This window comes from Thermogemmatispora sp., assembly GCF_042408735.1.
Lineage (GTDB): Bacteria > Chloroflexota > Ktedonobacteria > Ktedonobacterales > Ktedonobacteraceae > Thermogemmatispora.
This window is the reverse complement of record NZ_JBHOQV010000131.1, coordinates 1-25,657: the sequence shown is the minus strand read 5'-3', so window position 1 is coordinate 25,657 and position 25,657 is coordinate 1. Positions and strand designations below refer to the sequence as shown.

The window sequence follows — 25,657 nt, the reverse complement described above, 5'->3', positions numbered from 1 at the left end:
TTCCGCTCCTGGCAGGGCCAGGGACAGCAAGAGCACGAGCGAGATGGCTGCTCACCCTCCCCCGGGAAAGACGCCCAACCGGGTCCAAACGGGGCAGACGGGATCGGTGATAGCTTCGATCTCTTTTTCTATTCCAGTATTCAAATTGTATGTTTATTCTAACTTTCTTTCTTCTACCGTCTGATGCTGTAAATCGATGATGCTGTATTCGCCTTTGGCGAGCGAGCCAGGGGCGACAATGGCAGAGGTGCCGAGCAATTCACGCTTGCGCTCGGGGCCGCTGACCAGAACCAAACGAGGGTTATAGCTTTTGATGAGTTCGGCCAGGGTTGGGCTGCCGGCTTCATGGAAGCCTTTGTGATAGGGTGGTGTATAGAACAGAAAGACCTTCTCGTAGTCTTTCAGCTCGGCGAGGAACTTCAGGCGATAGGCCACTTCCCAGGCCGGATAGCGCAGCGTCTCCTCCTCCTCGCGTGCCTGCTGAGGATCATCGGTGATTGTGCCACCCATGCCAGTGAAGACGAGGTAGCCAGGGGCCAGGGCGAAGGTACCATGAATCCCATGCAGGTAGGGATAGATCACCTCGATCTGGGCCGCCTCCTGCAGGTAGAGGGCCAGCGGCCCATCGTCTGGGCCTGGCACGTAGAAAGTAGGCAGGCGGGTTTGGGCAAGCAGCGAGAAGAAGCGTCCGTAGTCGCGCGGGCTAAGGCTCCGCGCCGCCAGGTTGCCCAGCACAGCCACCGCCTGAACGTCCAGCTCCTGGGCCTGACGCATCAAGCGCTCTAATGCTTCCAGTTGACCCGATGGTTCAGCCGTTGCCAGAATAGCGTTCACGTGCTTCCGCATCGATCATGCACCTCCCTTTCACCAACAACGATCAGCGAACGCCAGGGGGAGCCTGTCGGAGGACAGCCGCTGCTCTGGATGGGGCTCCCCCCTCCTGGTCCCCCTATTCTACGAGCGGGGGGAGACTCGGACGTGGACCGCCTGCCTCGACCTCAACAGTGGCAGCGGGGTCCTGAGCGGCGGCCTCTTGAATGATCTGGAGAACCTGCTGGCGTTCCAGGACCTCCTCGTGGAGCAGGGCCGCAGCCAACCGATCAAGGGCGGCGCGGTGCTCGATCAAAACAGCCCGGGCCTGCTGGTGGGCCTGCTCAATGATACGCTCCACCTCGGCATCAACACGTTGGGCTGTGGCCTCCGCGTAGGGCCGCGGGTGGTCGCCTGCCAGAGGAGCGCCGAGGTAGCCATCGCCCTGCTCCAGTTCGTAGGCCACCAGACCTGTGCCCTCGCCCATGCCCCATTCTGTAACCATGCGGCGGGCGAGGCGAGTGGCCTCTTTCAAGTCGTTCTCGGCCCCCGAGGTGACCTCGCCCAGGGCCACCTCCTCAGCGGTGCGGCCCCCCAAAGCTACTGCCAGACGCTGCAGCAGGTAGGAACGTGGATAGTTATGGCGATCGTCCTCGGGCAAGAACTGGGTGACGCCCAGGGCGCGCCCGCGCGGGACGATGGTGACCTTGTAAAGTGGGTCGACATCCGGCAGGACGGCGGCGACCAGGGCATGGCCCGCCTCATGGTAGGCCACCGTGCGCCGCTCGCGCTCATCCATCAGGGCCTCGCGCTTGCCCCCCAGCAGCAGCTTGTCAAGCGCCTCCTGAAAGTCCTGACGGTCAACCTGGGTCTTGCCCTTGCGAGCCGCGGCTAGAGCAGCCTCGTTGACCAGATTGGCCAGATCGGCCCCAGAGAAACCCGGCGTGCTGCGCGCCAGTTCCTCCAGATTGACATCGGGAGCCAGAGGCACCTGGCGCGTATGGATACGCAGAATGGCCTCGCGCCCGCGCCGTTCGGGGCGGTCAACCACCACCTGGCGGTCAAAGCGGCCAGGGCGCAGGAGCGCCGGATCCAGCACCTCTGGACGGTTGGTGGCTGCCAGCACAACAATGGCCTCGTGCGGCTCGAAACCGTCCATCTCAACCAAGAGCTGCTCGAGCGTGTGCTCGCGCTCATCGTTGCTCGCCAGGGTACCGGCCCCGCTGCGCGCGCGTCCAATGGCGTCGATTTCATCGATAAAGATGATGCAGGGGGAATGCTTACGAGCCTGAGCGAATAGGTCGCGTACGCGGCTCGCTCCGACGCCGACAAAGAGTTCCACAAAGTCGGTCGCGCTGCAGCTGAAGAAGGGAACGCCGGCCTCGCCGGCCACAGCGCGCGCTAGCAGGGTTTTGCCCGTGCCCGGTGGACCAACGAGCAGGACCCCTTTGGGGATATGGGCCCCGATCTGCAAGAAGCGCTGGGGGTCGCGCAGAAAGTCAATGACCTCACGCAGCTCGGCCTTGGCCTCTTCCACACCGGCCACATCGGCGAAGGTGGTGGTCGGCCGCTCTTCGGTATAGAGCTTGGCCCGACTGCGTCCAAATCCAAACAGTCCCCCACCCTGGATATCCTGAAGCTGACGCATGCCCCGCCAGCTCATGAACGCAAAGTAGAGCAGCAGGAGTACCGGGAGCAGATTGATAAACCAGGAAAGCGCTGTTTGCCACCAGGACGGCTGTACGGGTTCTGCCCGTACCTCGACCCCCTTCTGCTCCAGCAGGGGCAGCAGGTTCGGGTCGCCGGGAGCTGGAACATAGGTCGAAAAGTGGGTAGCAGAGACCGTTTGACCTCCTGGCTGCCGCTGCTCAATAGGCGACTTGAGGGTCCCGGTAACGCTATTGTCGCTCTTGATGGTCACACTGGCTACGTTGCCCCGCTCAACCTGCTGCACAAAGGTGCTATAAGGCAGGTCAAGGGTGGTGGTCTGCCCCCAGCCTGTCAGGTTGAAGAAAAATGGACCATAGAAGACCAGGTTGATGAGCACCATGATCAGCAGGAGCCGCAGCCAGAAGCCCAGGCGGGGCTGTGGTTGATTCTGCTGCGAAGACGGTCCCGGCCGCTGCTCTTCTCCAGAGCTGGCTCCTCCCTGACTGGGCGGGCGATTGCCGGCGGGACGCTGGGGTGCTGGCTGCCGGCTGGCGGCAGCCTTTTGTCTTTGTTCGAGCATCGTGGCCTCCTCCGGCAGGCTACGGTTTTCCTCCGTCTGCTTCCCTGGCTGGGAACACAGCTCAGGCAACCAGCCTGCCTGACACGCAAACAAAAAGTTCCCCTCACTCTTGCCGCTTTCAGGCAGAAACTGACATCGAAGACACGGACGGACGAATGAAGAGCGGAGGCCGGCGAGCGGCGCTCGTAGCAGGCGAAGAGGCTGAGTGCCCCTGGTTTGAGGCGCTCAGAACTGAAATCCTGGATGTTGAGCAGTTGGGTGACGGTTCTTGTCTCTCTCATGGGAATCTATAGACAATCTGGCGCTCATTGTCAAGTGTCTTAATTAACTCATCAGGCGAAGAAGGGTGGCAAAGAAGCACGCTCTTGGTCCGGATGCTTCATAATAAGATGTTTTGTGGTTCAAAAAGCCATGATGACCTTGACTGAGACAAGCGGAGGCCGTAGACTGGAAAAGCCCGTCTCGTGCGCGCCAGTCTGCCCGCCGGGAGACCGACGCGGCGTAGGCTCGTGCCGTAGGCTCGGGCGAAGCCAGGGACGATGGATGGGAAGAGGCAGTAGTCGCTGGCCGGTGGCCAGCGAGACGATGGAGACAATGGAGACGATCGATAGCTCGTGTGCTTAATGTGGTAGAGAAAGACGGCTGCCGGAAAGGAGGTTGATTCTTATGCTCTTGACTGGGAGCCATGTGGCGGCCTTGCGAGAGTTGGCGAGCAGCGAGGAGGCGGGGAGGGAAGCCTACGAGCTGGCAGAGGATGATCGCCGGGCGTTGATCTACCGTGCCCTGGAGCTGCAGGGACTGGCAGTGCTGGAGCCGCCACGTTCTTATCGCCTGACGTATGCGGGGCGTGAGGCCCTCCAGCTGCTGGAGGAGATGCGTCGCGACTGGCAGGCGGGCGCGCTCACAGTGGAGGAACGCGGACAGCACCTTCTGACAGGTGAGCATGCTTTCAGTGAGCGGGGCTGGCGCTTTCTGGGTTCAGATATTCTGGCGGCTCTCCAGGCTGCCGAGCAGGCCGGTGGCCGAGTCGGTCCGGCAAGCGAGGAACTGCTGCGGACGCGTGGTCTGACCGAGGAGGCAAGCGATCCGCTCCATAAAAGCATGACGCTCCGTCTGAATCGCCACGGACGGGCCTGGTTGGATTTCGCGCGGCGCCACCGGCCTCGCCTGGAGATCGACGGGGAGCTGGCTAACGTCATCCAGCGCATGATACCCGGCTACAGCGGGCGCCCAGCTCCGGGACTGGAGGGAGATTTCATCGACCTGCTTGAGGCCATGGAGCTGATTACCTGGTCGCTGCCTGATGGACGCTTTTATGCCCTGACAGCGCTGGGCGAGGCTGTCTATGAGGCCCTGCGTAAAGGAGGATATGCACCCAGAGCCATTGTTCTGGATGAGCCGACCCTCAAGCTGCTGGCGCTGCTGGTTGACCGCGGCGGCGAGGCGCTCACTCCTGATCAAAGCGAGCAGCTTCAGGAATCCGGCTTCATAGGATCGGACGGCCAGCTTACGCCCGCCGGCGAGGCGGCTCTGCGGGCCTATGCACTCCTGCAGAGCGAGCGCCCCGTGGCAGTACGTACCTTTGCCCTGACGGAGGCCGAAGTTGAAGCCCTGCTGGCCCTGCAACAGCTCAGCATCCGCCAGGAGAATGGCGGCCCTCCTCCCGACCTGGAGCGTCTGCGCAAGACTCTGGTGGAGCAACTGGCCGAGCGCTACCGAGAGATCGTGGCACGCTATGGCCGGCGCCTGGAAGAGCGATCAGCTTTGAAACGGCGTGCCCTGGAACTCTTGGAGGAGCTGCGCAGCCGCGATGAGTGGTTCGATTCGGTATGGGATCTGGAGGAACTGGTGGCCAGTCTAGAGGCCCTGGCCCTGGTCCAGACCGAGCGCGCCGGGGAGCGAACGCTCTACCGACTAACGCCCTACGGCCAGCGAGTGGTCGAAGAGCAGCAAGAGCAGCTACACGCTGTCTCTTCGACAGCGGTCAAGGCCGTGAGCATGGCCTTAACACGCTGGACAGGGCTGGCGACCTCCTGGGTAGAGCGAGCGCGCGAGGAGGGCCTCGTCGGAAGCGGCGGAGGTGTGACGCGAGCGGGACGGCTCTACGTGTGGCTGGCAGAGCATTGCCCACGGCAGCCAATGTTGACGCGGCTGGAAGCTGAGGTGCTGGTGAACTTGCCCGAGACAGAGCCGGGACCATTTGCCTCGGAGTATCAAGCCTCTCTGGAGGCAGAGCGGTTGGCCTGGGCACTGGATAAGCTGGAAGCCCACGGACTGATCGAGCGGCTGGTCGATGGTCAGATTGTACGGACGGAGGCAGGCCGGCTGCTGGCACGAGCAGTAGCTGGGGCTACGAAGCTGGCCCATCCTGTGACACCGCGGATCGTCCGCCTTCTGGAAGCCATGCGCCAGGTCGGCACGCTCTATGTCAAGGAGCGCAAGGTCCGCCTTCAGCCCGAACAGTGGAAGGAGGTGGAGCGCCTCACGGGCCTCGGACCGCAGGAATTTGCTGCAACGCGCCATGTGGCGCGCATGGCCCGCTATATCGGCGAGGTAACCCTCAATGAGGCAGGGCTAGAGGTCCTCGAAGCCGCCGGCAGGCTTCAGCAACGCGCGTGAGCGCTGGAGAGGCGAAGGAGAACGGCCAGAGCCAGGCCGCGGCCGGAGCCTGCCCCTGGCAGGGCAGCCGGAAGAGAGAGAGCCAGGCTGATCCGACGTGCCCCTCTCTCCGGCTGCCCTTAGCTGGGTGGGCGTCAGAGAGGCTGATCCCCCCTATCCCTTGACGACGATTATAGGGCGCAGCCGGACAACAAGTCGGGCCAGGCCGGCATTGTGGACGACGCGCACCACCTGCTCGGCGTCTTTATAGGCGAGCGGGGCCTCTTCGGCCAGCAGTCCTTTGCTGTGGACGCGCACCGTGACGCCCCTGGCCTCCAGCTGGGCCAGCAGTTCCTTGCTGCCGATGGCCTTCTTGGCTGCTGTTCGACTGCGCAGGCGCCCAGCTCCGTGGCAGGTTGTCCCAAAGCTCTGCTCCATCGAGCCGGGAGCGCCCACCAGCACGAACGAGTAGCGGCCCATGTCGCCCGGGATCAACACCGGCTGACCGACAGCACGATACTTTTCGGGAACCGCCGGGTGACCCGCCGGGAAAGCCCGGGTTGCTCCTTTGCGATGAACACAGACGCGCCGCAGCTCGCCATCAATGCGGTACTCTTCAATCTTGGCAATGTTATGGCACACGTCATAGATAAGCGGCATTTCCTTCGCATGAGCTTTGCGGCCAAAGACGGAGGCAAAGGCCTGGCGTACCCCATGCATCAGGAGTTGCCTGTTCGCCCAGGCAAAGTTTGCTGCAGCGGCCATAGCACCCCAGTAGGCCCTGGCATCGTCAGAGCTGAGAGGCAGGTAGGCGAGCTGTCTATCGACGATCGCAATATGCTCCTTCGCAATCCTTGACTCCGCAATCCTGATGAAGTCCTCGGCCACCTGATGCCCAAAGCCTCTGGAACCACAATGCAGCGTGGCTACCACTTGTCCCTGGGAGAGGCCGAGCACGCTGGCAGCCTGCTCATCATAGACATGGTCGACTACCTGAATCTCGCAGAAGTGGTTCCCGGAGCCCAGGCTGCCAAGCTGGCCTGCACCCCGCTGGATAGCGGTCTTTGAAACCGCCCCAGGATTAGCCCCGGCCAGACAGCCGTTTTCCTCCATCAGCTCCAGGTCCTCGGGGAAGCCGTAGCCCTGCTCAACGGCCCAGGCGGCGCCCCGCACCATGACCTCGCGCAGCTCGCCTTCGCTGAGACTGCGCATGCCCTTGCCGCCCACGCCACAGGGCAGCCTGCGGAACAGTTCGTCGGCAAGCCTGTCACCCTTCCCTCTGACCTCCTGGTAGCTCAGATCCGTCGCGAGCAAACGCACACCGCAGTTGATATCGAAGCCGATGCCGCCCGGAGAGATCACCCCTGTTTCCACATCGGTTGCAGCGACGCCTCCCACTGGGAACCCATAGCCCCAGTGGATATCGGGCATGGCCAGCGAGTGGCCGACAATACCAGGTAGGGTCGCCACGTTGGCTACCTGCTGCAACGAGTTGTCTTGACGAATCTGTTCGATGAGAACCTCATCGGCGTAGACGATCCCCGGGACACGCATCTCCGGACGATAGGTCCGGGGAATGCGCCAGCGATAGGCATCAATACGCTGAAGGGGAATCTTCTCCCCGCTATCGCTCATAGTGAATCCCTCCTTGCTTTTCCTTTCCTTTAGCAGGCTGTTGGGGGTATAGAGCTGCAAATACTCGTATGACTGCTTTCAGCCAGGTAGACCAGACCACAGGTGAGGATCAGCCCGAAGCAAACTCGTACTTCCTTTGAAGGGAGACGACTCTCTCCCGCCCGGTGGGTCGCCGCGTAGGTTCTGTCGTCGCAGCTCTGACTGAGCAGGCCAGGCACGAGGGAGAAGGGAAGGGCAGCCACCAGTGGTCCGCCCGACTGACCTGTCAGGTGAAGCCGGAAGCGCCAGACCAGAGGCAGGGCAGATAACAAGGCCCGGTCTTTCCGCCCGCGAGCACCTGATCAGCAAGGACTTGGAGGACCTGAGTGGGCGAAGAAAGAGAGCGGCAGGCAGGCAGGCACAGAGGTAGAGATGGGCGGTCGGATGCAGGCTACTTAGCGCCGCTGACTGCGCCCGGAGCTAGATGTCGAAGATGATGCGCGCTCGGTAGCCGCCGGCGGTGGGGACGACCTCGGCCTGATGCCTGGTGACCGCCTTGATGGCGCTGCTTAGCTCGTGGCGCTGCTCGTCATAAGGCTCGCCGCTGGCGCGCGCCTTCATCTTCAGCTGCGTCTGGGAGAAGTCGTTGATCTCAAACTGGCGAAAGAGCAAAAACTCGGTATCGAACAGGAAGATCAGACGGCTTAGCCAGGCAATCAGCAGCGAGACCAAATCATCCCCCTCAACCACCACTTCTCGACTGATCCTGGGTTCAACCTGCTCCAGAGGCACCATCAGGCTTTCCATTCCCTCTGCCGCATGAACGAAGAGTTCCGGCAGGGTCCGCCCGTAGACCTGGAGCCCGACGTCTGCCGTGTGCTCGAAGACCTCGAAAGGCAGCTCCTCCATGGCTACGCCCGCTTTTCATTGAGTGGGACCAGGCTTCTGGCCTGCATCTGGGCAAGCGCTGGCACCTGCATGGCGCTTCCCTGTCCCTTCCTCGGGAGACCAGACCTGGGCATCGTTTCACGGCAGCTTCCTTCCCGAATGTCGGCCAACCCGCCCCATTCAAGCGTCATGCGTTGTTCATGGTAGCAGCACATTTGCGCTCTGTCAAGGTAAGGGAGGGAAGGCGCACTAGATCTGCCCTCCCTCCCTTGCCTTGCTCCCTGACGCACTAGCCAGAGGCCATCTGCCCGGCTCTAGAGATAGAAAAAGGATGAGATCAGGCTCATCGCTGAGTCCGCTAGCACGTTCGCTCCCGACTGTGGGCCCAGAATTCCAGCAGGTCGCTGCGGGTCACGATGCCCTCCAACCGGGGGCCGTCCATGACAGCCACCGCCGACTGGCCGCTGCGGAAGAGCGTATAGGCCTCCTGGACGGGGGCGTCGGCGGCTAGCTCGGGGAAAGGAGGGCCTTGAAGAGAGCCGACCGTCTTGGCGCTCAGAGCTTCCCCGCTGGCCAGGTGCTGGAGCAGCAGATCCTCGGTGAGGCTGCCAACCATGCGCCCATGTTCCATGACGGGCGTCTGGCTAATCCCGTAGCGGCGGAGCAGCTCAACGGCGTCGGCGATCGAGTCCTGGGGCGAGACACTGACGACCAGCGGCATGCTCCCCTCGTGGGTCCGTCGGTAGGTGAGCACGTCCCGCAGGGTCGGCTGCTCAGTCTCAGCCTGCATCAGCAAGTTGTTCTCGCGCATCCAGGTATCGTTGAACTGCTTGCTGAGATAGCCACGTCCGGTATCGGGAAAGAGTACGACAACCACATCGTCAGGTGTCAGCCGGCGCGCGTAGGTCAGGGCCGCGGCCAGGGCCGTGCCCGAGGAGCCGCCAACGAGGATCCCCTCCTCACGCGCCAGACGCCGGGCCCAGTAAAAGGAGATGCGATCTTCAACGCGGATCACCTCGTCAACGACGGAGGGATCGTAATTCTTGGGGAAGACCTCCATGCCGATGCCCTCGACCTTGTAGGGCCGCGGTGTGTCGCCCGAGTAGACGGAGCCTGCAGGGTCGGCGCCAATCACCTTGATGGCAGGATTCTGCTCCTTGAGATAGCGAGCAGTACCGGTGATCGTGCCAGCAGTGCCGATGCCCGCGACAAAGGCCGTGATGCGCCCGGCGGTATCACGCCAGATTTCGGGCCCGGTGCTGGCGTAGTGGGCCGCAGGATTGGCCGGATTGGAGTACTGATCGGGGCAGCAGGCCCCAGGGATCTCTTTGGCAAGGCGATGAGCTACATTCTTATAATGCTCGGGCGAGTCGGGAGGAACAGTACTCGGACAGATAACTACCTCGGCCCCGTAGGCCCGCAGCAGGCTGCGCTTCTCCTCGCTCACCTTATCGGTCATGACAAAGATACAGTGATAGCCTTTGATGGCGGCTGCTATGGCCAGACCATGGCCAGTATTGCCGCTGGTGGGTTCGACGATGGTTCCCCCGGGACGCAGTAGACCCTGGCGCTCGCAGTACTCGATCATCGCTGGACCAATGCGATCCTTGACGCTGCCTCCGGGATTGAGCATCTCGATCTTGGCAAGGACCAGGGGCGGAACGTCGGCAGCGACTTTGCGCAGGCGCACCAGTGGGGTATTACCAATGGCTTCGAGGATCGAATCGTAGTAGCGCATGTCTCCTGGCGCGGGCTCAGCTGTATGCTTCTCCTGCATATCTCCACGCTTCCTCTCTGCAGCAGTTGCTGTGCTGGCGTTTTTGGTCGAGTGGGGACTTGCCGCGTTGGAAGATGGGACCCAACTCGGCCCACCGACCGGGCACGTCAGACCGCCGGTGGGCCGGAACACTCGTTCTTTCGTAGCCACAGTATAGCATGCACGATCGTGGCCTGGCCAGAGGAGACAGGAGAAGGCTATCAGCAGAGCAGGCGCCAGGAGGTCGGAACCTTCCTCGGCCTCGCCGCTCTGACCCCGGCTGCGCTGGCTAGGAGCCGCTACGGCTACGCGAGTAGGCGGAGGGCTGCTGCGCGACGACAGCAACTGGCCGCCCGAGCCGCCAATCCGGCCGCAGGCTGACCAGCAGACGGAGGCTAACCAGGGCGACAAGGGCCAGACAGGCCAGGCCAACCAGGCCCGTGGCGTAGCTGCCGCTCAGTTGTCTGGCTTCCCCCAACAAGGAGGGCAAGAGAAAGCCCCCCAGACCACCACAGGCTCCGACAAGGCCAGTGGCCAGACCAATCTGCCGGGGAAAGCGCAGGGGAACAAGCTGGAAAACCGCTCCGTTGCCCGTACCGAGCATGGCCAGCAAAAAGAGGATCAGACAGGTCCCCAGGCTCAGCGGCGGAACCCAGGCAAGCAGGGCGTAGCTGACGGCCACAAGACAGAAGACGAGGTTGAGCATAAAGATGCCGCCCAGGCGGTCCGCCAGGTACCCCCCCCAGAGGACGAGCCAGACTGCCCGCCAGACTGGCAAGTGCGGTGAGCAGGCCGGCATTGACGGCGCTCAGACCGTACTGGTTGTGCAAGAAGAGGGGCAGGAAGGTACTCAAGCCAACGAAGCCGCCAAAGGTGATGCTGTAGAAAAAGCAGAACCACCAGAGATCGGCGCTCGCAAGAACGCTCCCAGATGACTCCGGCTCGGACTCGGACAGGCTAACGACCCCAGCAGGCCCCTTCTCGGCTTCCCGGCTCAGCAGGACGAAGGCCAACAGGATGAGGGCCAGAGGGATCATGGCCAGCCCCATCACCGTCTGCCAGCCGTAGCTGCGCGCCAGCGCGGGCGCGGCCAGGTTGGCGATAACGGTCCCCATATTCCCTGCCGCGGTAATGCCCATGACCAGTCCCTGCCTCTCCGCTGGATAGCAACGGCTGGCCAAAGGGAGCGCGACGGCAAAAGAGGAGCCGGCACAGCCCAGCAGAAGCCCAACGGCCAGCAGGGCCGGGAAATTGAGGGGGAGCAGCCAGCCGGCCAGCAGCGGGAGAAACAGAAAGAGGAGCAGAAAGGTCCCTACCCGCTTGTAGCCGAAGCGGTCGCCAAGGATCCCCATCGGGAAGCGCGCCAGGGAGCCACCAAGGGTTGGCACGGCTACCAGAAAACCCTGCTCGGCAGGACTCAGCTTCAGGCTCTGGGCAATAAAGATTCCAAGCGCTCCCAGCAAGACCCAGAGCGCGAAGCAGGTATCAAAGTGCAAGAAGGCAGCGATCAAGGTGGTGAGCGGAGTACGAGGGATGCGCATAGTTGTAATGACCTCCCTATGATCGGATGGCATGTCGACCGTGTGGCGAGACGAAAAAGCCCCTGTCCCAGCGGGAGCGGTCCATTCAGAGGACGCTCGGGCTGGTCAAGGAGCCGGAGCGCAGGCCCGACTCGGACCAGGCCAGCCGGGATGGACACTTAGCGACTAGCTACTGGGCAATGCCCGGCTCCGATCTTCCAGGTAGTGTGAAAGGGCCTTGACGAGGTGTCCCATGCGGGGATGCTCTGGTACGACGTGCGGCCTGACACCGTACTGCAGCAGGGCCTCGCTGCAGGTGGGGCCGATCGAGGCGACGGTTACCTGCTCGCGCAACGCCTGGGCGAGCGCCTGGCTGCGGCCCTCTTGCTCGGCCACCTGAAAGAGATGGCGCACCTGAACCTGACTGGTCAGCACAAGAGCGTCGACCTGGCCAGCGCAGAGGTCATGGACAAGCTGTCTAAGCGGGCTGGTGTCTTCGGGGAGCTTCCACTCGTAGAGGCAGAACTCCGCCACGCTGGCGCCGCGTTCCTGAAGATAGGCGACGAGCCGGGCGTTGCGCTCTCCGTAGTGGAGCAGGGCCAGCCGTCTGCCGCGCAGCTCGACCTCTTCCAGGGCGTCGAGCAGTTCCTCGGTGGTATGCGGCTCGCGGGCACTGATATGCACTGGCAGGCCATGTCTCTTGAGGACCGTGGCCGGTTTAGGTCCGCGACAGATGATAGTTACCTGTTTGAGAGCATCCAACAGCTCGGGGAGCTGGTCCTGCTGCTCGATCTCGCGCAGCAAGGCGCTGGCCCCCACGCCGGTGGAAAAGATGACGGCGTCCAGGCGTCTGGCCTGCAGTTCGCCCAGCAGGGTCAGAGCCTGCTGGGCGGCATCTGCCGGAGGAACCTCACGCACGGCAGGAATGCAGCGCGCGTGTCCCCCATGGCGCGCGATGAGATGCGCCAGCTCCCCGCTCATGCGGGCCTCCAGAACAGCGATCTCAGCTTCTGCAAAGCCTCTTATCATAGCTGGTCCTTTTCCTTTGTGCGCTTGTGCGCTTCCGCTCGCAGTCTGTTGCTTGCGCTCGCTTATGATCCCCAGGCTTCGCGACAGACGAAACGGCCAGGGCGGTCCCCAGCTCTAGACCTCAACAGTCACTAAAATGTTGCCATCGGCATCCAGACTGACGGGATAAGTGCGCAGGCGCGCACAGGTGTTCCCGAGCGGGGCGCCGGTGCGCAGGTCGAATTTGAAGGCATGTAGAGGGCAGATGACTTTGCCATCTCCGATGATGCCGTCGGCTAACGGCCCTCCCCGGTGGGGACAGTCGGCCTGTGTCGCGAATAGCTCTCCGCTGCGGCAACGAAAGACGGCAATGAGCCGGTCGCGCAGCTGATAGGTGCGGCCTTCGCCGCGCGGAATGCGACTGACGTGCCCTAGATTATAGCACACGGCTCCGGGCGGTAGCGGCGCTTTCATGGGATCTGCTGGTTTCCTCCTTCCTTCCCTTACCTCTTCAGGCTGCTTTCGGACGACTGAGTCAGCCAGTCTGCCGCAGTGTGCTCAGTCGTTGGCACCCAGCGAGACGGGCATGGCCTCCAGAACCTGACTAAACTGAGTGGGGGTCACGGGGGCTTCAGCCTCGCGCTGCCAGGGATCAACGTAGGCTTCGACGGCGGCCTGGATCTCGCGGTCAAGGCGCTCGCCAATCCCCTCGGCATCCTCAACCAGGACGCGGCGCAGGTGCTCGATGCCGACGCGCTCCACAAAGTCGTAGCTGCGCTCCTGGTATTTGGCATTCTCACGGTAGTACTGCATGAAGCGCCCCATGTAGAGCAGGACCTCTTCGTGGGTATCGACCGTACAGAGCAGGTCCCCCTTGCGGACGCGGGAGCCTGCCGCGCCGCCGACGTAGATCTCCCAACGTCCCCCCTCGATAGCCACGGCACCCAGATCTTTGGTGGTAGCTTCTGAGCAGTTGCGCGGACAACCCGCCGTGGCCAGCTTGACCTTGTGGGGCATTTCAATGCCCTGATAGCGCTTCTCGATCTTGATGCCAAGGGCCGTGCTGTCCCCCAGGCCATAGCGGCAGAAGTCGCTTCCCAGGCAGGTCTTACAGGTGCGGAAAGCCTTGGTGTAGGCATGGCCAGAAGGCATGCCGAGGTCTTTCCAGATAGCCGGCAGTTGCTCCTTGCGCACCCCAACCAGATCGATGCGCTGGCCGCCGGTGATCTTGACGAGCGGCACGCGATACTTTTCGGCGACGTCCGCGATGCGGCGCAGCTGCTCCGGCGTGGTGACGCCTCCGTAGATGCGCGGCACCACGCTGAAGGTGCCATCCTTCTGAATGTTGGCGTGCACGCGGTCATTGATGAAGCGCGCATCGCGCTCGTCTTCGTAGTCCTTGCCCCAGATGGTTTTCAGCAGTGAGGCCAGGCCGGCCTTGCTGGCCGGGTCCTCCTGGCCATTGGCCAGCTCTCGGAAGACCGCCGAGACGCTGCGCAGGCCGCGTTCCTTGATAACGCGCACCAGCTCTGGCTTGGTCAGGGGAATAGCTGGAACGTAATAGTGGACCGAGGGGTCTTCGGCAACTTCGCCTTCACAGGCCAGCACGAGCAGTTCCTGGACCTGGCCCTTGCAGGAGCCGCAGCCGGTAGCAGCGCGCGTGGCCTCGCAGAGGGCTTTGAGACTGCGCTTGCCGGTACGGACAGCAGCAAGGATGGTCCCCTTGGAGACGCCATTGCAGTTGCAGATTTGGGTATCGTCGGGAAGCTCGGCTACCGAGAGGACCTGCCTGTTCCCAGCATGATAGGGGAAGAGCAGTTCGGCCCGGTTGGTCGGCAGCGGGTCGCCTCGATGGAAGAGTTGCACAAGACGGGCGGCGGGGAGGCTGCCCGGCAGGTCGCCGAGCAGGATCGCGCCCTGCAGGCGCCCCTCGCGCACGATGAGCTTCTTGTAGATGCCGCGAGCAGGTTCGGCGTAGGTGATCACTTCATCTTCGCTGCCTTGCGGCTCTTTGTGGCCCATCACCGTCAGGTCGAGGTCGCCGACCTTCAGGCGGGTCGAGAGAGCCGAACCGGTGTACTGTTTTCGGCTCTCGCTATCGGTGAGGCGCTCGGCCAGGATACGGGCCTGTTCCCACCCGGGGGCAACGAGGCCATAGGTCTGCCCACGGTGCTCGGCGCACTCGCCAAGGGCGAAGACCTCGGGAACACTGCAGGCGAGGTTATCATCAACGACGATGCCGTGCCTGACGGCCAGTCCCGCCGCCCGTGCCAGCTCGATATTGGGCTGAGACCCCGTGGCGATGACACACAGATCGCAGGCCAGTCCGCTGCCGTCGCTGAAGCGCAGGCCGCAGAGCTGATCCTGCCCGAGAACAGCGACCGTCTCCTTGCCAAGGTGAAGCTGGATCCCTTGCTCGCCGACGAGTCGCGCTAAGATAGCGCTCCCCGCCGTGTCGAGCTGGAGGTTGAGCAGATGGGGAGAGCGGTGAATGAGGTGGACCTCCAGTCCCCGCTTGCGCAAACCGCTGGCCGCCTCCAGACCAAGCAGCCCTCCCCCGATGACCGCGGCCCGCCTGGCACGGCTGCAATGAGCGAGAATCGCCTGGCAGTCATCCAGCGTGCGGAAGGTAAAAGCGCCCTCGATGAGTCGGCCATCCTCGCGCACCAGGTTGGCGAGCGGCGGGAGGCAAGGGCGACTACCGGTGGCGATCACAAGGCGGTCGTAGGCTTCCCAGTCATCATCGGAGGTCTGCACGCGGCGCCTCCGCCAGTCGATCCCAACAGCGGCCTGGCCCGCCCGCAGCCTGACGCCGTGCTCCTGATACCAGGCCAGCGGCTGAAGAAAGATGGACTCCGGACAATAGCTGCCCGCCAGGACGCCCGAGAGCAGAATGCGATTGTAGTTGCCGTAGGGTTCGGCGCCCAGCACCGTGATCTCGTAGCGCTCTCCTCCCGGGCGATTGACGATTTCTTCAACCAGGCGGGCCCCGGCCATGCCGTTGCCAATGACAACGAGTCGCAGCTTCCGCGTCATCTGCGTTGCTCCCTCCCTGTGCTACTCGCTTGGATTCTCATGGATTCTCAAGGCGCTCGATCCGCGCTGCACAAACTTTGAATTCGGGCATGCGGCTAACAGGGTCGAGCGCAGGATTGGTCAGGCGGTTGACTGCTTGTGCGTCTCCCCAGTGGAAGGGGACAAAGAGCGTATCTTCGCGAATCGTTTCGTTTACTCTGATACGGCCCTGCATGCTCGCCCGGCGGGTCGAGAGCAGAGCAAGATCTCCATCGTTGAGACCGCACTCGCTGGCCGTTGTCGGATGAATCTCGATCAGCGGCTCAGGGCTGAGGGCTTGTAGTTGAGCGATGCGTCGGGTCTGACTGCCCGACTGATAGTGGGCCAGGGTGCGCCCTGTACTAAGGTAGAGAGGATAGTCGCGGTCAGGCTCCTCGGCAGGACCCTGGTAGTGGGTCACGTGGAAGCGGGCGCGCCCGTCGCTGGTCGGGAAGCCCTCGGTGAAGAGGCGAGGGGTGCCTGGGTGATCGGGGGCCGGACATGGCCAGAAGACACCCTGTTGAGCATCGATCTTCTCGTAGCTGATGCCAGCGTAGTCGGCCAGGCCACCGACGCTGGCGCGCCTGAGTTCTTCAAAAACGTCGCGGGCCTTGCTGAAGGGAAAATACTGGCCCTTCCCCAGACGCCTGGCTAACTCGCAGAGCAGCGTGATCTCATCCCAAACGCCGGCTGGCGGACTAAAAACTCGCCTCCGATGAATGACACGGCCTTCAAGATTGGTAAGCGTGCCCTCCTCCTCGGCCCACTGGGTGACCGGTAAGACAACGCTGGCCAGACGGGCCGTTTCTGAGAGAAAGAAGTCGCAGACAATCAGCGAATCGAGAGCCGCCAGCCGTTCTTCGATTTGCAAGGCGTTGGGAGCCGAGACGACCAGATTGCTGCCCATGACAAACAGGCAGCGTACGCCGCCGGGCCTCCCCAGACTGGCAAGCATCTCATAGGCCGAGCGGCCCGGACCTGGCAGCTCCCGCTCGTCAACGCCCCAGACGCGGGCAATATGGGTTCTGGCTGCCGGATCGTCGATACGGCGATAGCCCGGCAACTGGTTGGCCTTCTGGCCGTGCTCGCGTCCTCCCTGGCCGTTTCCCTGGCCGGTCAGACTGCCGAAGCCGCTGCCGGGCCTGCCGACCAGGCCCAGAGCGAGGGCCACATTGATGTAGGCGAGGACGTTGGTCACGCCCTGACGCTGCTGTTCGGCGCCTCGCCCGGTCAGGACCATGGCCGAGCGAGCCTGAGCCAACAGATGAGCCACCTCAGTCAGCTCCCGCTCGGGCACACCGGTAAGGCGTTCAACACGCTCCGGCCAATAGGCGGCCGCCATCGCTTGGGCAGCGGCAAAGTTGCTGGTCCGCTGAGCGATATACTCCTCGTCCAGAAGACCGTCACGGATCAGAATGTGCAGCAGGCCGTTGGCCAGGGCGGCATCGCTGCCAGGCGTGAGCTGCAGGTGGCGCTGACCTGAGCGAGCAGTGATGCTCTGGCGGGGGTCAACCGTGATCAGTAGACCGCCGGCTTGTTGCTGACGCTCGAGGTACTGCATCAGCGGGGGCATCGTCTCGGCGATGTTGCTCCCAGCGAGAAGAATGACCTCGGCCTGGGCCAGATCTTCCAGGGGGAAAGGCAGACCCCGATCAAGGCCAAAGGCGCGATTCATAGCCTCTGCCGCTGAGGACATGCAGAAGCGCCCGTTGTAGTCAATCTGGGAGGTGGCCAGGGCCAGGCGGGCAAACTTGCCCAGCAAGTAAGCCTCTTCGTTGGTCAGGGCGCCGCTGCCAAAGACGCCGACAGCCTCCCTTCCATAGCGCTGCTGGGCGGCCCGGATATGTTGCACAACGCTCTCCAGGGCCTCGTCCCAGGAGACGGGCTGCAGGGATCCATCGGGTTGGCGCTTGAGCGGCGTCCGGAGGCGCTCAGGATGAGCCAGCGTCTCGGGTGAGGTCCACCCTTTGAGGCACAGCCCCCCTCGGTTGACGGGAAAATGTCGGTCTCCCTCGATCCACGCTCGCTGCGGGCTGCCCCCCAGAAGCATGCCGCATTGAAAAGCACAGTACGGGCAATGGGTGGCCACACTGGTGGCAGAACTCGTCTTCTCTTGCCGTTGCTGCAAGGCTGTTCCCCCTGGCGTGAGAAGCAAGGCAACCCGGTGGACCAGATCTGCTCTGTCCCAAGGCTGCCCCCGTTTCGGCAGGATAGGCAAAGTCGCGCATCGTTCCTCCAATGGCCTTGAGTCCTTCCCGGCTTGCGGCATGGCCGGAGGAACGGAGGCAGCAGCGGCGCTGTGGTGGGATCTGCGTCGGTCAGCTCACTCCGCCCGCCCAAGGGTGGCCGTCGGCAGAGCCTTTGGTCAAGATGCACAGTTCCCTATCGCGAATATAGATTACCATCTGCCTTCATGTCCAGTCATTGGCAGAATAGCCGAAGATTCTTTTTGGTTCATTGGACATATTGCACAATTCAGCGAGGGGAGAGCCTGCCGCCTTGACCTCTACGAAGGGAGACCGAGGCGCCTGAAATGGGACGGCTCCCCTTTCAGGAAAGGAAGCGGGCGCAGGTGCGTTCCCGGGCAGCCCGGCAGAGCGGAGCAGGGCCAGCATCACCGCCTGGCCGTTTCATAGGCGGATGGTAGGGTAAGGCCGGAGGCTGAGGCTCTCGAGGACACATGCCAGCCGCCCGCCCGTGGCAGCGGCCGCGACTGGCCAGCTTTCCTCCCAAAAAAGGGCCGGGTCCAGGCCCAAAGGGAGAAGCCTGGACTGCGGGCAACCCGCCAGCCAGGCCCGGTCGAGTCAAAGGCTCCCTTGGGCCGCCCCGGCACCTCTCAGTGCCTCCCTCCTCCCCTCCTTCCGCTGATCGAAGTCCCGCTATGGCCGATAAAAGATGAAGGAGGAGAGCAGAGCGAGGGCGTTATTTGAAGAATTTCGGAACGTTCACATTATAAAACTCGGCCTCAAGGAACTCCAGCAGAAGAGCGAAATTCAGAATCGCCGCATCATTCTTGAGGGAGGCCGAGGGGTCCGAGCCACCGTTGAGGCCGGCGATGAAAGGAGAAACGGCGCTCACAATCTCAGCCTGCGACAGCGGCTTGTCGAAGGCGCCGTTGGCGCTCAGCGGCTTGCTGAGCAAAGCATCCAGGAAGCCAGCATGGCGTGCCTCCACCGTCAGGATTGAACCAGCGGCGGCCAGATAGGTTTTGGAGGCGATGGCTGGAGCGGCCATCAAATAGGCTCCCACGCCAACGTTCTCGAAAGTCTGCGCTAGCTGAGCAAAGGACTGCAGATCCATCTGCTCCAGATTCTTAAAGGTTGGCTTGGGGCGTGGCTGGACTCCCGCCTTGGTCAGCGCCTGCTGAAGAAAGGTCACGTGAGCATTCTCGTCCTGCATAATCTCGCGAAAGGCCGAGCCGCTATCGGAGACCGAGGCCAGCGAGAGCATGCGTGTAGGGGAGGTCGCCGCTGAACTAGCAACCGCGGTGGGGGTCGAGGCGGAGCCTGTCATGGTCGAGCTGGAGCCGCAGGCCGCCAGCAAGCTTCCAACCGGCACAGCCAGCGCCACCCCTGTCAATGAGCGGCGCAAAAAGACACGACGTGCCGGGGGCGCACTCTTGCCTGCTTCTGGCTCTTCCCTGTGAACGGCGGTTCGATGGATTCTTGACTGTGGATCTAACACGGGATCTAGCATATTTGTCTTCCTCATCTCCAGCGAAGTATGTGAGCAGGGAGACTGCCGACGGTTGCGCCCCTCCCGCCGGTCAGCCCGATCGAGGCAGAGAGAACAGAGAGAGGCTACCACTCGCGAGGCCGGCCTTCTCGCCCCTGGCGACACTCTCTGCTCTGACATTGAGGAGATACGCGCGGCCCCGACCACTGGATTACCGAGGCACGGCCCGCAGCGCCAGAGATGGGGATGGCTATCGGTCGCGTTGCCTATACCGGGTGCCCGGCTATAATAGTAGTAGAGGAGAAGGGAGAGGAAGCGAGAGCATGAGGACCTTTAGAGCGCGCTGGCGAGCGCGTGCCCGCCAACTGCGGCAAGAAATCTACGCCCTTATTCTGGCCTACCGTGATCCACGCCTGCCCTGGTACTATCGCCTGTTGCTCCTGGGACTGCTCAGCTACGCCTTCAGTCCCATTGACCTGATTCCCGACTGCATTCCAGTTATTGGTTCTCTGGACGATCTGGTCATTTTGCCGCTCGGCATTCTGCTGGCCATCAAGCTGCTGCCGCCCGCTCTCCTCGAGGAGAGCCGCGCGCGTGCGCGCGCCGCCTTGGCCGAGGAGCAGTCGCCCTTTGGAGGGGGGGTCTTTCTGGTCCTGGCCCTCTGGGCCTTTGGCCTTCTCCTTCTCCTCCTCTTGTTCTGGGTACTCAGCAAGCGCCAGTTCATCGTTAGCCGCTGAGATCAGTCAGGACCTGGCTTTTCCCCGCTTCACAGAAGAGAAGCTACCCGGCGCCTTCGCCAGGTAGCATCGAAAGAAAGCCTTGGCCCGAAAACACTGGTTGAGAACGATCAGGACACAGGAAGACAGATCAGGGGGTGTTCCCTGCCTCGCTTCACTACGGTCGCTCTTGCCTCCCTCTCAATGCCGGCAAAACGACTCGATGCCAGAGCAATCAGGAGACACGCCCCTTCAATCAGACAACCTTTCCTCAACAGAGGAGAGAAATAGTCGTAGAGAGACACAGACCCAAACAAAGACCAGAGTCCCTCTGACCACAATCGCAGGCCGCACCTCACTCGCTTTCCGAGGGGCAGCCGCCACGCTCACAAGCTTGCCCGCCAGTCATCTTCAACCCTGGCTCTCCATGCTCCCTTCCACCAGCCAGCGATCGGCCTTCATCAGCCGTCCGGCGACGCTACTTCTGCCCCTCTCCTAAGAGTCGTTCCAGCGTCGAGCGCTTGATACGATAACTCTGACGCTGGCTGGCGCGAGGCAGGCGTACCCCTTCCAGCAAGCCCTCCTTCACCCAGCGTCTGACCGTGGTAGCATCGACCCGCAAGAGCTGTGCGACTTCGCTGATTGTGAGCAATTCTTCCACATCCAGATGTCGATCCATAACCTTCTCTCCTTCGCAGACAACCGGTCCGACACAGCCGCTTTCCGAGCACAGAGAGGAGAATAGGGGGAGCAGACACCCCAGGGCTGCCCCCGTCTGGGGCCCTTCATTGGGCCTGCGATGCTTCCTTCCTTCCTTTCTTCCTTCCTGACCAGCGCCTCTTCGAGCCGGCTTCCCCTCCCGCCCCGGAACCGCCACGACGGTATTCTGTGTCTGCAGCGTTGGCATCGAGATGCGTCTATCATACCGTTTCCAGGAGCCTCTGACAAGCCTCTTTCCAGCCCCTCTTTGGCCCCCGGAGAGGTTCTCTGGCCTCCTGGCGCCCTGGGCGCAGAGATTGGCTTGCCAGGCGCCCTTATGACTCGGCGGAGGCCAGGAGGGTGACCCTATGAGTGATAGGTGCTGCCGTGCGCAGCATGGCACTCACGGGGCAATACTTCGCTTCGCTCAGTTCAATAGCGCGTTCAATCACCTCCTGTTCAAGAGCAAAGCCTGCGATACGGTGTTCCACATGAAAGGCGGTAAAGACACGTGGGTGGTGTTCTGCCCGCTCACTAGAGACAACGACCTCATAAGAAGTAATTTGCAGACGTTTTTTGCGTAGAATGGAAAGAACTGTGATGCCAGTGCAGGCGGCCAGTGCCAGGGGCAGCAGCTCCATCGGACGCCATCCTTCCCCCGAGCCACTCAGCTCAGCAGCCCCCGTCAGCCGCAGCTGCTTACCGCTGCTCGTCTCGGCCAGGAAGGTCAGGCCCTCCTCCAGGCGCAAGCGGGTCGCTACAGTCAGCGTCATTGCCGTCCCTCCCTTGTTGTCTTTGATGGCCTTCGTCCTCTCAGCCAGGCTGAGCCGGAGACACGCCCTCCCCACCAGGCCCAGCGAGAGAGCAGGCGAGCAGGCGGGAATAGATGCCTGCTCGCCGTGTATTGTACCATGGCTGGCAGGCGCGGCTTTCCGTTCAGGCAACGTGCCCCGAGGGGGGTCCGCCCTGATCACTGTCATGCAGGTGACTGCTACCTGCTCTGGCTGTGTCGGCTGCCTTTCCTCTATACTGGGTCAAAAGCGCCTGAGCCGGGCGGCAGAACAGATACCATCGGGACCTGAGCGGCTTGCCCTGGTCTGTCCACCCGGCTCACGACCGGCCACACTGTGCAAGGAGAAGCGGAATGAGGAGTATAGGACGCTCGCGCATCCTGTTAATTGGCCTGACAGTCGTGGTCATCGGCTCTGCGCTCGCCGGCCTGCTCAGCCGGGCCCGGGTCAGCTATGCCGCCTCGTACTGCCAGGTTACCTACACCATCACCAGCCAGTGGCCCGGGGGCTTCGGCGCCAACATTGTCATCCAGAACACGAGTGGCTCGGCCTGGAGCAGTTGGACGCTGACCTTTACCTTCCCAGCCAGTGGCCAGAGCGTCAGCCAGGGCTGGAACGGTACCTTTAGCCAATCGGGGCAAAACGTGACCGTCACCAATGCGAGCTGGAACGGGAACGTGCCGGCTAACGGGACCGTCAATCCCGGCTTCAATGGCACCTGGACCACGAGCAACCCGGTCCCAACCAACTTCGCTGTGAACGGCAACGCCTGCAACGCTGGCAGTAGCGCAACAGCCACGCCGGGCAGCACCCCGACGCCGACCCCAACGCCGACGGCAGGCACAACTCCCACCCCGGCCTTGACACCAACAGCCACCGCGAGCACCACCCCAACGCCGGGGATCCCGGTGGTCGCGACCACCCCCCTGCCGCTGGATGGCACGCATACCGGTAACGCTACCTGGTTCTCCGGAGTGGGCAGTCCCTATGGCGGCTGCGGCGTCCCCGAAGGCTATATCGATTCCGCTTACTATGTAGCCCTCAACGTGCAAAATACCCCGGGCGACTACAGCACCTATCTCTCACGCCCGATCTCAGCCCAGAATGCCAGCAAGATCGGTGCCTTCGACAACGGCCTCAATTGTGGGCGCTGGGTGCGCGTGACGATCGGGGCCTACTGTACCGGCATCAACGATGGCGCTCCCAACCAGCCCTTCTGCCGCAACGGCAGCTGGGTCAACGACCAGTATACTGGGGCCACGCTCGACCTGGTGGTGGCCGATAGCTGTCAGGACGGTAACGCCTGGTGCCGCGATGATCCTTATCATCTGGACATTGTCCAGCGCGCCTTGAACCAGTTCCAGATCAACGGCCAGCCAGTCGGCAATATGTATCCTAACGCCTGGAACAACCGCCAGATCAGCTGGCAGTTTATCCCAGCGCCAAACTATAGCGGCGATATCAAAATCGCTTTCCTGCAGGGTGCTAACCCCTACTGGTCGGCAATCTCGATCACCCACCTGGCAAACGGCATTCACGGGGTCGACTACTACCAAAATGGGACGTGGATTCACGCGCAGATGGATGCCGATATGGGCAACGATTACGTCATCCTGCCCACGACGCCAGGCGGCAATCAGTATGCCATCCGCGTCTACGACGTTAATAATCAATTGATCAACAATGGCCGCGTCTACTACTTCAGCTATCCCAGTAGCTGCGGTTCGTCCTGCCCGAGCGCCTACACGCCGGTCACCTACACGACCGGCTAGCCGGCCTTGGGCCTTTCTGGCTGAATAGAGACCGGCCCGCTTGCTGTTCGCAGCCCGCTACCCCACCCGCCTCCCCGTCTGGCGCCGGTGGGGTAGCCCTTTCCTGCAGGTTTCCTGGCCTCCCCCCTTGACAGCCAGCCTTGTCTGACGTATACTTACCCAAAAGTTGATTTTCTTGATCTAGTAAGTCAATTTTGGAGGCCCAGGTGAGTACACCGGCGACGGTCAACGGAGTTGATACCGCTGCTATCGAGACCCTGCGTACAAAGCTGCAGAACGAGCCAGAAGCAGGAGACACCCTTTGGAAGGCTGAGGTGACCTGGCGAGGCGGTTTTCTCAACGAGATTCGCATCCGCGACCTGCCTCCCAGCTATGCCGATGAGCCCAAGGCTCTCGGGGGAAGCGACACGGCCCCCAACCCGGTAGAGCAGCTGCTAGGCGCGCTGGGAAGCTGCCTGGCCATTGGCTACACCGCCAATGCGGCCCTACGCGGCATTCAGATTCAGGAGCTGCGCGTTGAGCTAGAGGGTCATCTTGACCTGCCTGTATTTCTTGGCCTGCACGAGGGACACGCCGGCTATTCCGGAATCAATGTTCGTGTCCATCTCAAGGCTGATGCCCCACAGGAAGTGCTTGAGGAGCTGCACCAGCATGTGCTACGCACCTCGCCCGTGGGGCAAACGATCGAGAAAGCCATTCCCTTACACGCCACGCTTCTCTCCGACTGAGTCTCTGTGCCCTGCTCTCTCGACACGCTCAGTGGTTCTCAAAGCCTTGCTCATCCGCCAGGGTGTGCAAGGCTTTGAGCATCTCCAGGGCCGCTGCCCTAGCTGCGGCGCGCTTGGTTTTTCCCTGGGCGGTAGTCCTCAGTGAGTGGCCAGAGCGGAGAGTGACCGTGCAGCTACAGGTAAAGAGTGGCTCCTGCGGTGGCCCGCTCTGCGCATAGGCGTACTCGGCGTGTCCGATCTGCCGACGCTGGAGCAATTCATTGAGCAGGCGGATCGCCGAGCGCTCAGAAGGTCCCAAGATGGCCTGGCGCTGCTCGGGCGGCAGAGGCAGATGCTCGAGCAGGCTCCTGGCCGCTGCCTGTTCGGCGCGATTCCGGCTCGGGCCGTGGCCACAGGCGCTATAGCGCTTCCCGCCAATGATCAGCTCGCACTCCGCCGTAAAGCTGGGGGCATGGGCTGCTCCGCTGCGGGCGAGCAGGCGATAGCGTGGGAGGCCCCAACGCTGGAGATGTGCCAATTCTTGCAAGGCCCCCTTGTAGTTGATCGTCTCGGCGAGTGTTTGCGCACGGGACTCTTCGGGCTGCCGCTCTTGCTCTGAGGAAGCAGGACAGGAGGGGCCACAAGCGATCTCCAACCAACGAGCGATGTCCTGCTCCTGTCTGAGACCGCTTACCCTGATCAGCAGATCAAGGCTGGCAAGCTGCCGGGCCCGGTCTTTGCGTGGGCCTTGATAGGTTGCCGAGCAGTAACACTGGTTGCCCAGATGCAGGCTGGCTCTGGCAGTAAACCAGGGCCGTCCCTCCCTCCCAAAAAAGGTCTGTTCCTCGTAGATAGGAGCTTGCCAGCCCAGAATCTGTTGTCCCATCACAAGCAGGCTGATCGCATGCTGCGGCCGGCGGCAAAGCGAGGAGAGGGCGGCCTGTTTGACGCGCTCCCAGGTCTGGCCGGTGGTTGGGAAACGGAAGAGCAGGGTGAAGAGATCGTGGGGTCCAAGGGCGTCGCTATTCAGACGGGCCAGGATCTCTTCTTCGACCGCTGGCGGAAGGAGCTGCGATTGGGCCGCGATTCGTACAAGGCTATGAAAGCGGCGCGCGTCCAGCCCGGCAAGAGGGCGGGCGCGCCCTCCCCCCTGTGCAAGTACCTCCTCAACCTCCTGCTGTAACTGCTGCTCGTAGAGGGAGAGGAAGTAGGCCGGCTTCGCCGCTTTCAGGTCCCGCTCAACCTTGTTCAGATGGCTGGCGATCTCGTCTAGCTCCTCGCGCGCAAGAGGTAGGGAGGAGGCACCGGCTCCCTGGATAGCAGAGAGCAGAATGCGCTGGTTGACCAGATCAGCGTAGCGCCGCAGGGGTGAGGTCAGATGCAGATAGGCCGGCAGCTGCAGGCCGAAGTGCCCGCGTAAGATCGGTGCGTAGGTGGCGCGCTCAACAACGAGCTGGATGGTAGCGCTGACTTGCTCGGGCCTGACCTGATCCGGCCGCAGCAGGGCAGTCTCCAGCATTTCTCGCAGGGCTTCGCTCGTCGGAGCAATCGGCTTGGAGCAGTGGTTGCGGTAGAGGGCCGGCAGGCCGCGCTGGGCCAGGAATTGCGCGAAGAGCTGGTTAGCCAGGATCATACACTCCTGAACCAGGAGATAGGAGCGGTGCCGCTGCTCGTCGCTCAGACGCAGCAGGAAACCTTCTTCGCTGGTGGCCCAGCCACGACCCAGGTCGTAGAGAGCCAGCGAGCCTCGCGCGCGCCGGAGCTGATAGAGTTGCTCGGCAAGTTGGTAGAGAGCACGCAGCATTTCGCCCAGGGGAGT

Annotated in this window: 18 protein-coding genes; 4 read left to right on the top strand and 14 right to left on the bottom strand. The window is 62.5% G+C overall.

Annotation, left to right across the window (positions count from 1 at the left end; genetic code table 11):
- Positions 1-153 precede the first annotated feature (153 nt).
- Positions 154-846: a metallophosphoesterase gene (locus ACFMO7_RS13400; protein ID WP_376795989.1), complete on the bottom strand. Its 693-nt coding sequence runs from the start codon at positions 844-846 to the stop codon at positions 154-156.
- A gap of 103 nt (positions 847-949) precedes the next feature.
- Positions 950-3,040 (bottom strand): ATP-dependent zinc metalloprotease FtsH, encoded by a 2,091-nt coding sequence (gene ftsH / locus ACFMO7_RS13395; protein WP_376795988.1) that lies wholly within the window; start codon positions 3,038-3,040, stop codon positions 950-952.
- 666 nt (positions 3,041-3,706) lie between these two features.
- Between ftsH and ACFMO7_RS13390 the strand changes: the two genes are divergently transcribed.
- A complete protein-coding gene (locus ACFMO7_RS13390) occupies positions 3,707-5,659 on the top strand; it encodes a DUF505 domain-containing protein (RefSeq protein ID WP_376795987.1) in 1,953 nt (650 codons plus the stop codon).
- A gap of 153 nt (positions 5,660-5,812) precedes the next feature.
- Here ACFMO7_RS13390 and ACFMO7_RS13385 read toward each other — a convergent pair whose 3' ends face one another.
- The 9 genes from ACFMO7_RS13385 to ACFMO7_RS13345 form a co-directional block, all read right to left on the bottom strand.
- Positions 5,813-7,273 (bottom strand): RtcB family protein, encoded by a 1,461-nt coding sequence (locus ACFMO7_RS13385; RefSeq protein ID WP_376795986.1) that lies wholly within the window; start codon positions 7,271-7,273, stop codon positions 5,813-5,815.
- A gap of 459 nt (positions 7,274-7,732) precedes the next feature.
- A complete protein-coding gene (locus tag ACFMO7_RS13380) occupies positions 7,733-8,161 on the bottom strand; it encodes an archease (protein ID WP_376795985.1) in 429 nt (142 codons plus the stop codon).
- Between the two features lie 337 nt (positions 8,162-8,498).
- Complete coding sequence (locus tag ACFMO7_RS13375; protein ID WP_376795984.1) at positions 8,499-9,878, bottom strand: cystathionine beta-synthase; 1,380 nt, start codon at positions 9,876-9,878, stop codon at positions 8,499-8,501.
- Positions 9,879-10,291: 413 nt separating this feature from the next.
- Positions 10,292-11,437 (bottom strand): nitrate/nitrite transporter, encoded by a 1,146-nt coding sequence (locus ACFMO7_RS13370; protein WP_376795983.1) that lies wholly within the window; start codon positions 11,435-11,437, stop codon positions 10,292-10,294.
- A gap of 165 nt (positions 11,438-11,602) precedes the next feature.
- Positions 11,603-12,445, bottom strand: a complete 843-nt coding sequence (locus ACFMO7_RS13365; protein WP_376795982.1) for a uroporphyrinogen-III synthase — start codon at positions 12,443-12,445, stop codon at positions 11,603-11,605.
- A gap of 114 nt (positions 12,446-12,559) precedes the next feature.
- On the bottom strand, positions 12,560-12,898 hold the full coding sequence (locus tag ACFMO7_RS13360; protein ID WP_376795981.1) for a Rieske (2Fe-2S) protein: 339 nt from the start codon (positions 12,896-12,898) through the stop codon (positions 12,560-12,562).
- Between the two features lie 84 nt (positions 12,899-12,982).
- Positions 12,983-15,460, bottom strand: a complete 2,478-nt coding sequence (nirB, locus tag ACFMO7_RS13355) for a nitrite reductase large subunit NirB (protein ID WP_376795980.1) — start codon at positions 15,458-15,460, stop codon at positions 12,983-12,985.
- Positions 15,461-15,497: 37 nt separating this feature from the next.
- Complete coding sequence (locus ACFMO7_RS13350) at positions 15,498-17,606, bottom strand: molybdopterin oxidoreductase family protein (RefSeq protein WP_376795979.1); 2,109 nt, start codon at positions 17,604-17,606, stop codon at positions 15,498-15,500.
- 794 nt (positions 17,607-18,400) lie between these two features.
- On the bottom strand, positions 18,401-19,174 hold the full coding sequence (locus ACFMO7_RS13345; RefSeq protein ID WP_376795978.1) for a ferritin-like domain-containing protein: 774 nt from the start codon (positions 19,172-19,174) through the stop codon (positions 18,401-18,403).
- Positions 19,175-19,476: 302 nt separating this feature from the next.
- Between ACFMO7_RS13345 and ACFMO7_RS13340 the strand changes: the two genes are divergently transcribed.
- The gene (locus ACFMO7_RS13340) at positions 19,477-19,890 is read left to right on the top strand and encodes a YkvA family protein (protein WP_376795977.1); all 414 of its coding nucleotides are present in this window, start codon (positions 19,477-19,479) and stop codon (positions 19,888-19,890) included.
- A 457-nt stretch (positions 19,891-20,347) separates the two neighbouring features.
- On the opposite strand, the gene ACFMO7_RS13335 is transcribed toward ACFMO7_RS13340, so the two are convergent.
- Positions 20,348-20,548, bottom strand: coding sequence for a helix-turn-helix domain-containing protein (locus tag ACFMO7_RS13335; RefSeq protein WP_297160929.1), 201 nt, complete (start codon positions 20,546-20,548; stop codon positions 20,348-20,350).
- 355 nt (positions 20,549-20,903) lie between these two features.
- Positions 20,904-21,341 carry an OsmC family protein gene (locus ACFMO7_RS13330; RefSeq protein WP_376795976.1) on the bottom strand — a complete coding sequence of 146 codons (438 nt, stop codon included), beginning with the start codon at positions 21,339-21,341 and terminating at the stop codon, positions 20,904-20,906.
- Positions 21,342-21,712: 371 nt separating this feature from the next.
- Here ACFMO7_RS13330 and ACFMO7_RS13325 point away from each other — a divergent pair, with 371 nt between their 5' ends.
- Both ACFMO7_RS13325 and ACFMO7_RS13320 read left to right on the top strand, forming a co-directional pair.
- Positions 21,713-23,131 carry a cellulose binding domain-containing protein gene (locus ACFMO7_RS13325; RefSeq protein WP_376795975.1) on the top strand — a complete coding sequence of 473 codons (1,419 nt, stop codon included), beginning with the start codon at positions 21,713-21,715 and terminating at the stop codon, positions 23,129-23,131.
- A 206-nt stretch (positions 23,132-23,337) separates the two neighbouring features.
- Positions 23,338-23,859, top strand: a complete 522-nt coding sequence (locus ACFMO7_RS13320) for an OsmC family protein (RefSeq protein ID WP_376795974.1) — start codon at positions 23,338-23,340, stop codon at positions 23,857-23,859.
- A gap of 28 nt (positions 23,860-23,887) precedes the next feature.
- Here the strand turns inward: ACFMO7_RS13320 and ACFMO7_RS13315 are convergent.
- A partial coding sequence (locus tag ACFMO7_RS13315; protein WP_376795973.1) for an RNB domain-containing ribonuclease occupies positions 23,888-25,657 on the bottom strand: 1,770 nt, incomplete at its 5' end.

Excerpts from the sequence above, each read along its gene's own strand:
- ACFMO7_RS13400 (WP_376795989.1), bottom strand. The coding sequence starts at position 846 with ATGCGGAAGCACGTGAACGCTATTCTGGCAACGGCTGAACCATCGGGT.
- ftsH (WP_376795988.1), bottom strand. The coding sequence starts at position 3,040 with ATGCTCGAACAAAGACAAAAGGCTGCCGCCAGCCGGCAGCCAGCACCC.
- ACFMO7_RS13390 (WP_376795987.1), top strand. The coding sequence starts at position 3,707 with ATGCTCTTGACTGGGAGCCATGTGGCGGCCTTGCGAGAGTTGGCGAGC.
- ACFMO7_RS13385 (WP_376795986.1), bottom strand. The coding sequence starts at position 7,273 with ATGAGCGATAGCGGGGAGAAGATTCCCCTTCAGCGTATTGATGCCTAT.
- ACFMO7_RS13380 (WP_376795985.1), bottom strand. The coding sequence starts at position 8,161 with ATGGAGGAGCTGCCTTTCGAGGTCTTCGAGCACACGGCAGACGTCGGG.
- ACFMO7_RS13375 (WP_376795984.1), bottom strand. The coding sequence starts at position 9,878 with ATGCGCTACTACGATTCGATCCTCGAAGCCATTGGTAATACCCCACTG.
- ACFMO7_RS13370 (WP_376795983.1), bottom strand. The coding sequence starts at position 11,437 with ATGCGCATCCCTCGTACTCCGCTCACCACCTTGATCGCTGCCTTCTTG.
- ACFMO7_RS13365 (WP_376795982.1), bottom strand. The coding sequence starts at position 12,445 with ATGATAAGAGGCTTTGCAGAAGCTGAGATCGCTGTTCTGGAGGCCCGC.
- ACFMO7_RS13360 (WP_376795981.1), bottom strand. The coding sequence starts at position 12,898 with ATGAAAGCGCCGCTACCGCCCGGAGCCGTGTGCTATAATCTAGGGCAC.
- nirB (WP_376795980.1), bottom strand. The coding sequence starts at position 15,460 with ATGACGCGGAAGCTGCGACTCGTTGTCATTGGCAACGGCATGGCCGGG.
- ACFMO7_RS13345 (WP_376795978.1), bottom strand. The coding sequence starts at position 19,174 with ATGCTAGATCCCGTGTTAGATCCACAGTCAAGAATCCATCGAACCGCC.
- ACFMO7_RS13340 (WP_376795977.1), top strand. The coding sequence starts at position 19,477 with ATGAGGACCTTTAGAGCGCGCTGGCGAGCGCGTGCCCGCCAACTGCGG.
- ACFMO7_RS13335 (WP_297160929.1), bottom strand. The coding sequence starts at position 20,548 with ATGGATCGACATCTGGATGTGGAAGAATTGCTCACAATCAGCGAAGTC.
- ACFMO7_RS13330 (WP_376795976.1), bottom strand. The coding sequence starts at position 21,341 with ATGACGCTGACTGTAGCGACCCGCTTGCGCCTGGAGGAGGGCCTGACC.
- ACFMO7_RS13325 (WP_376795975.1), top strand. The coding sequence starts at position 21,713 with ATGAGGAGTATAGGACGCTCGCGCATCCTGTTAATTGGCCTGACAGTC.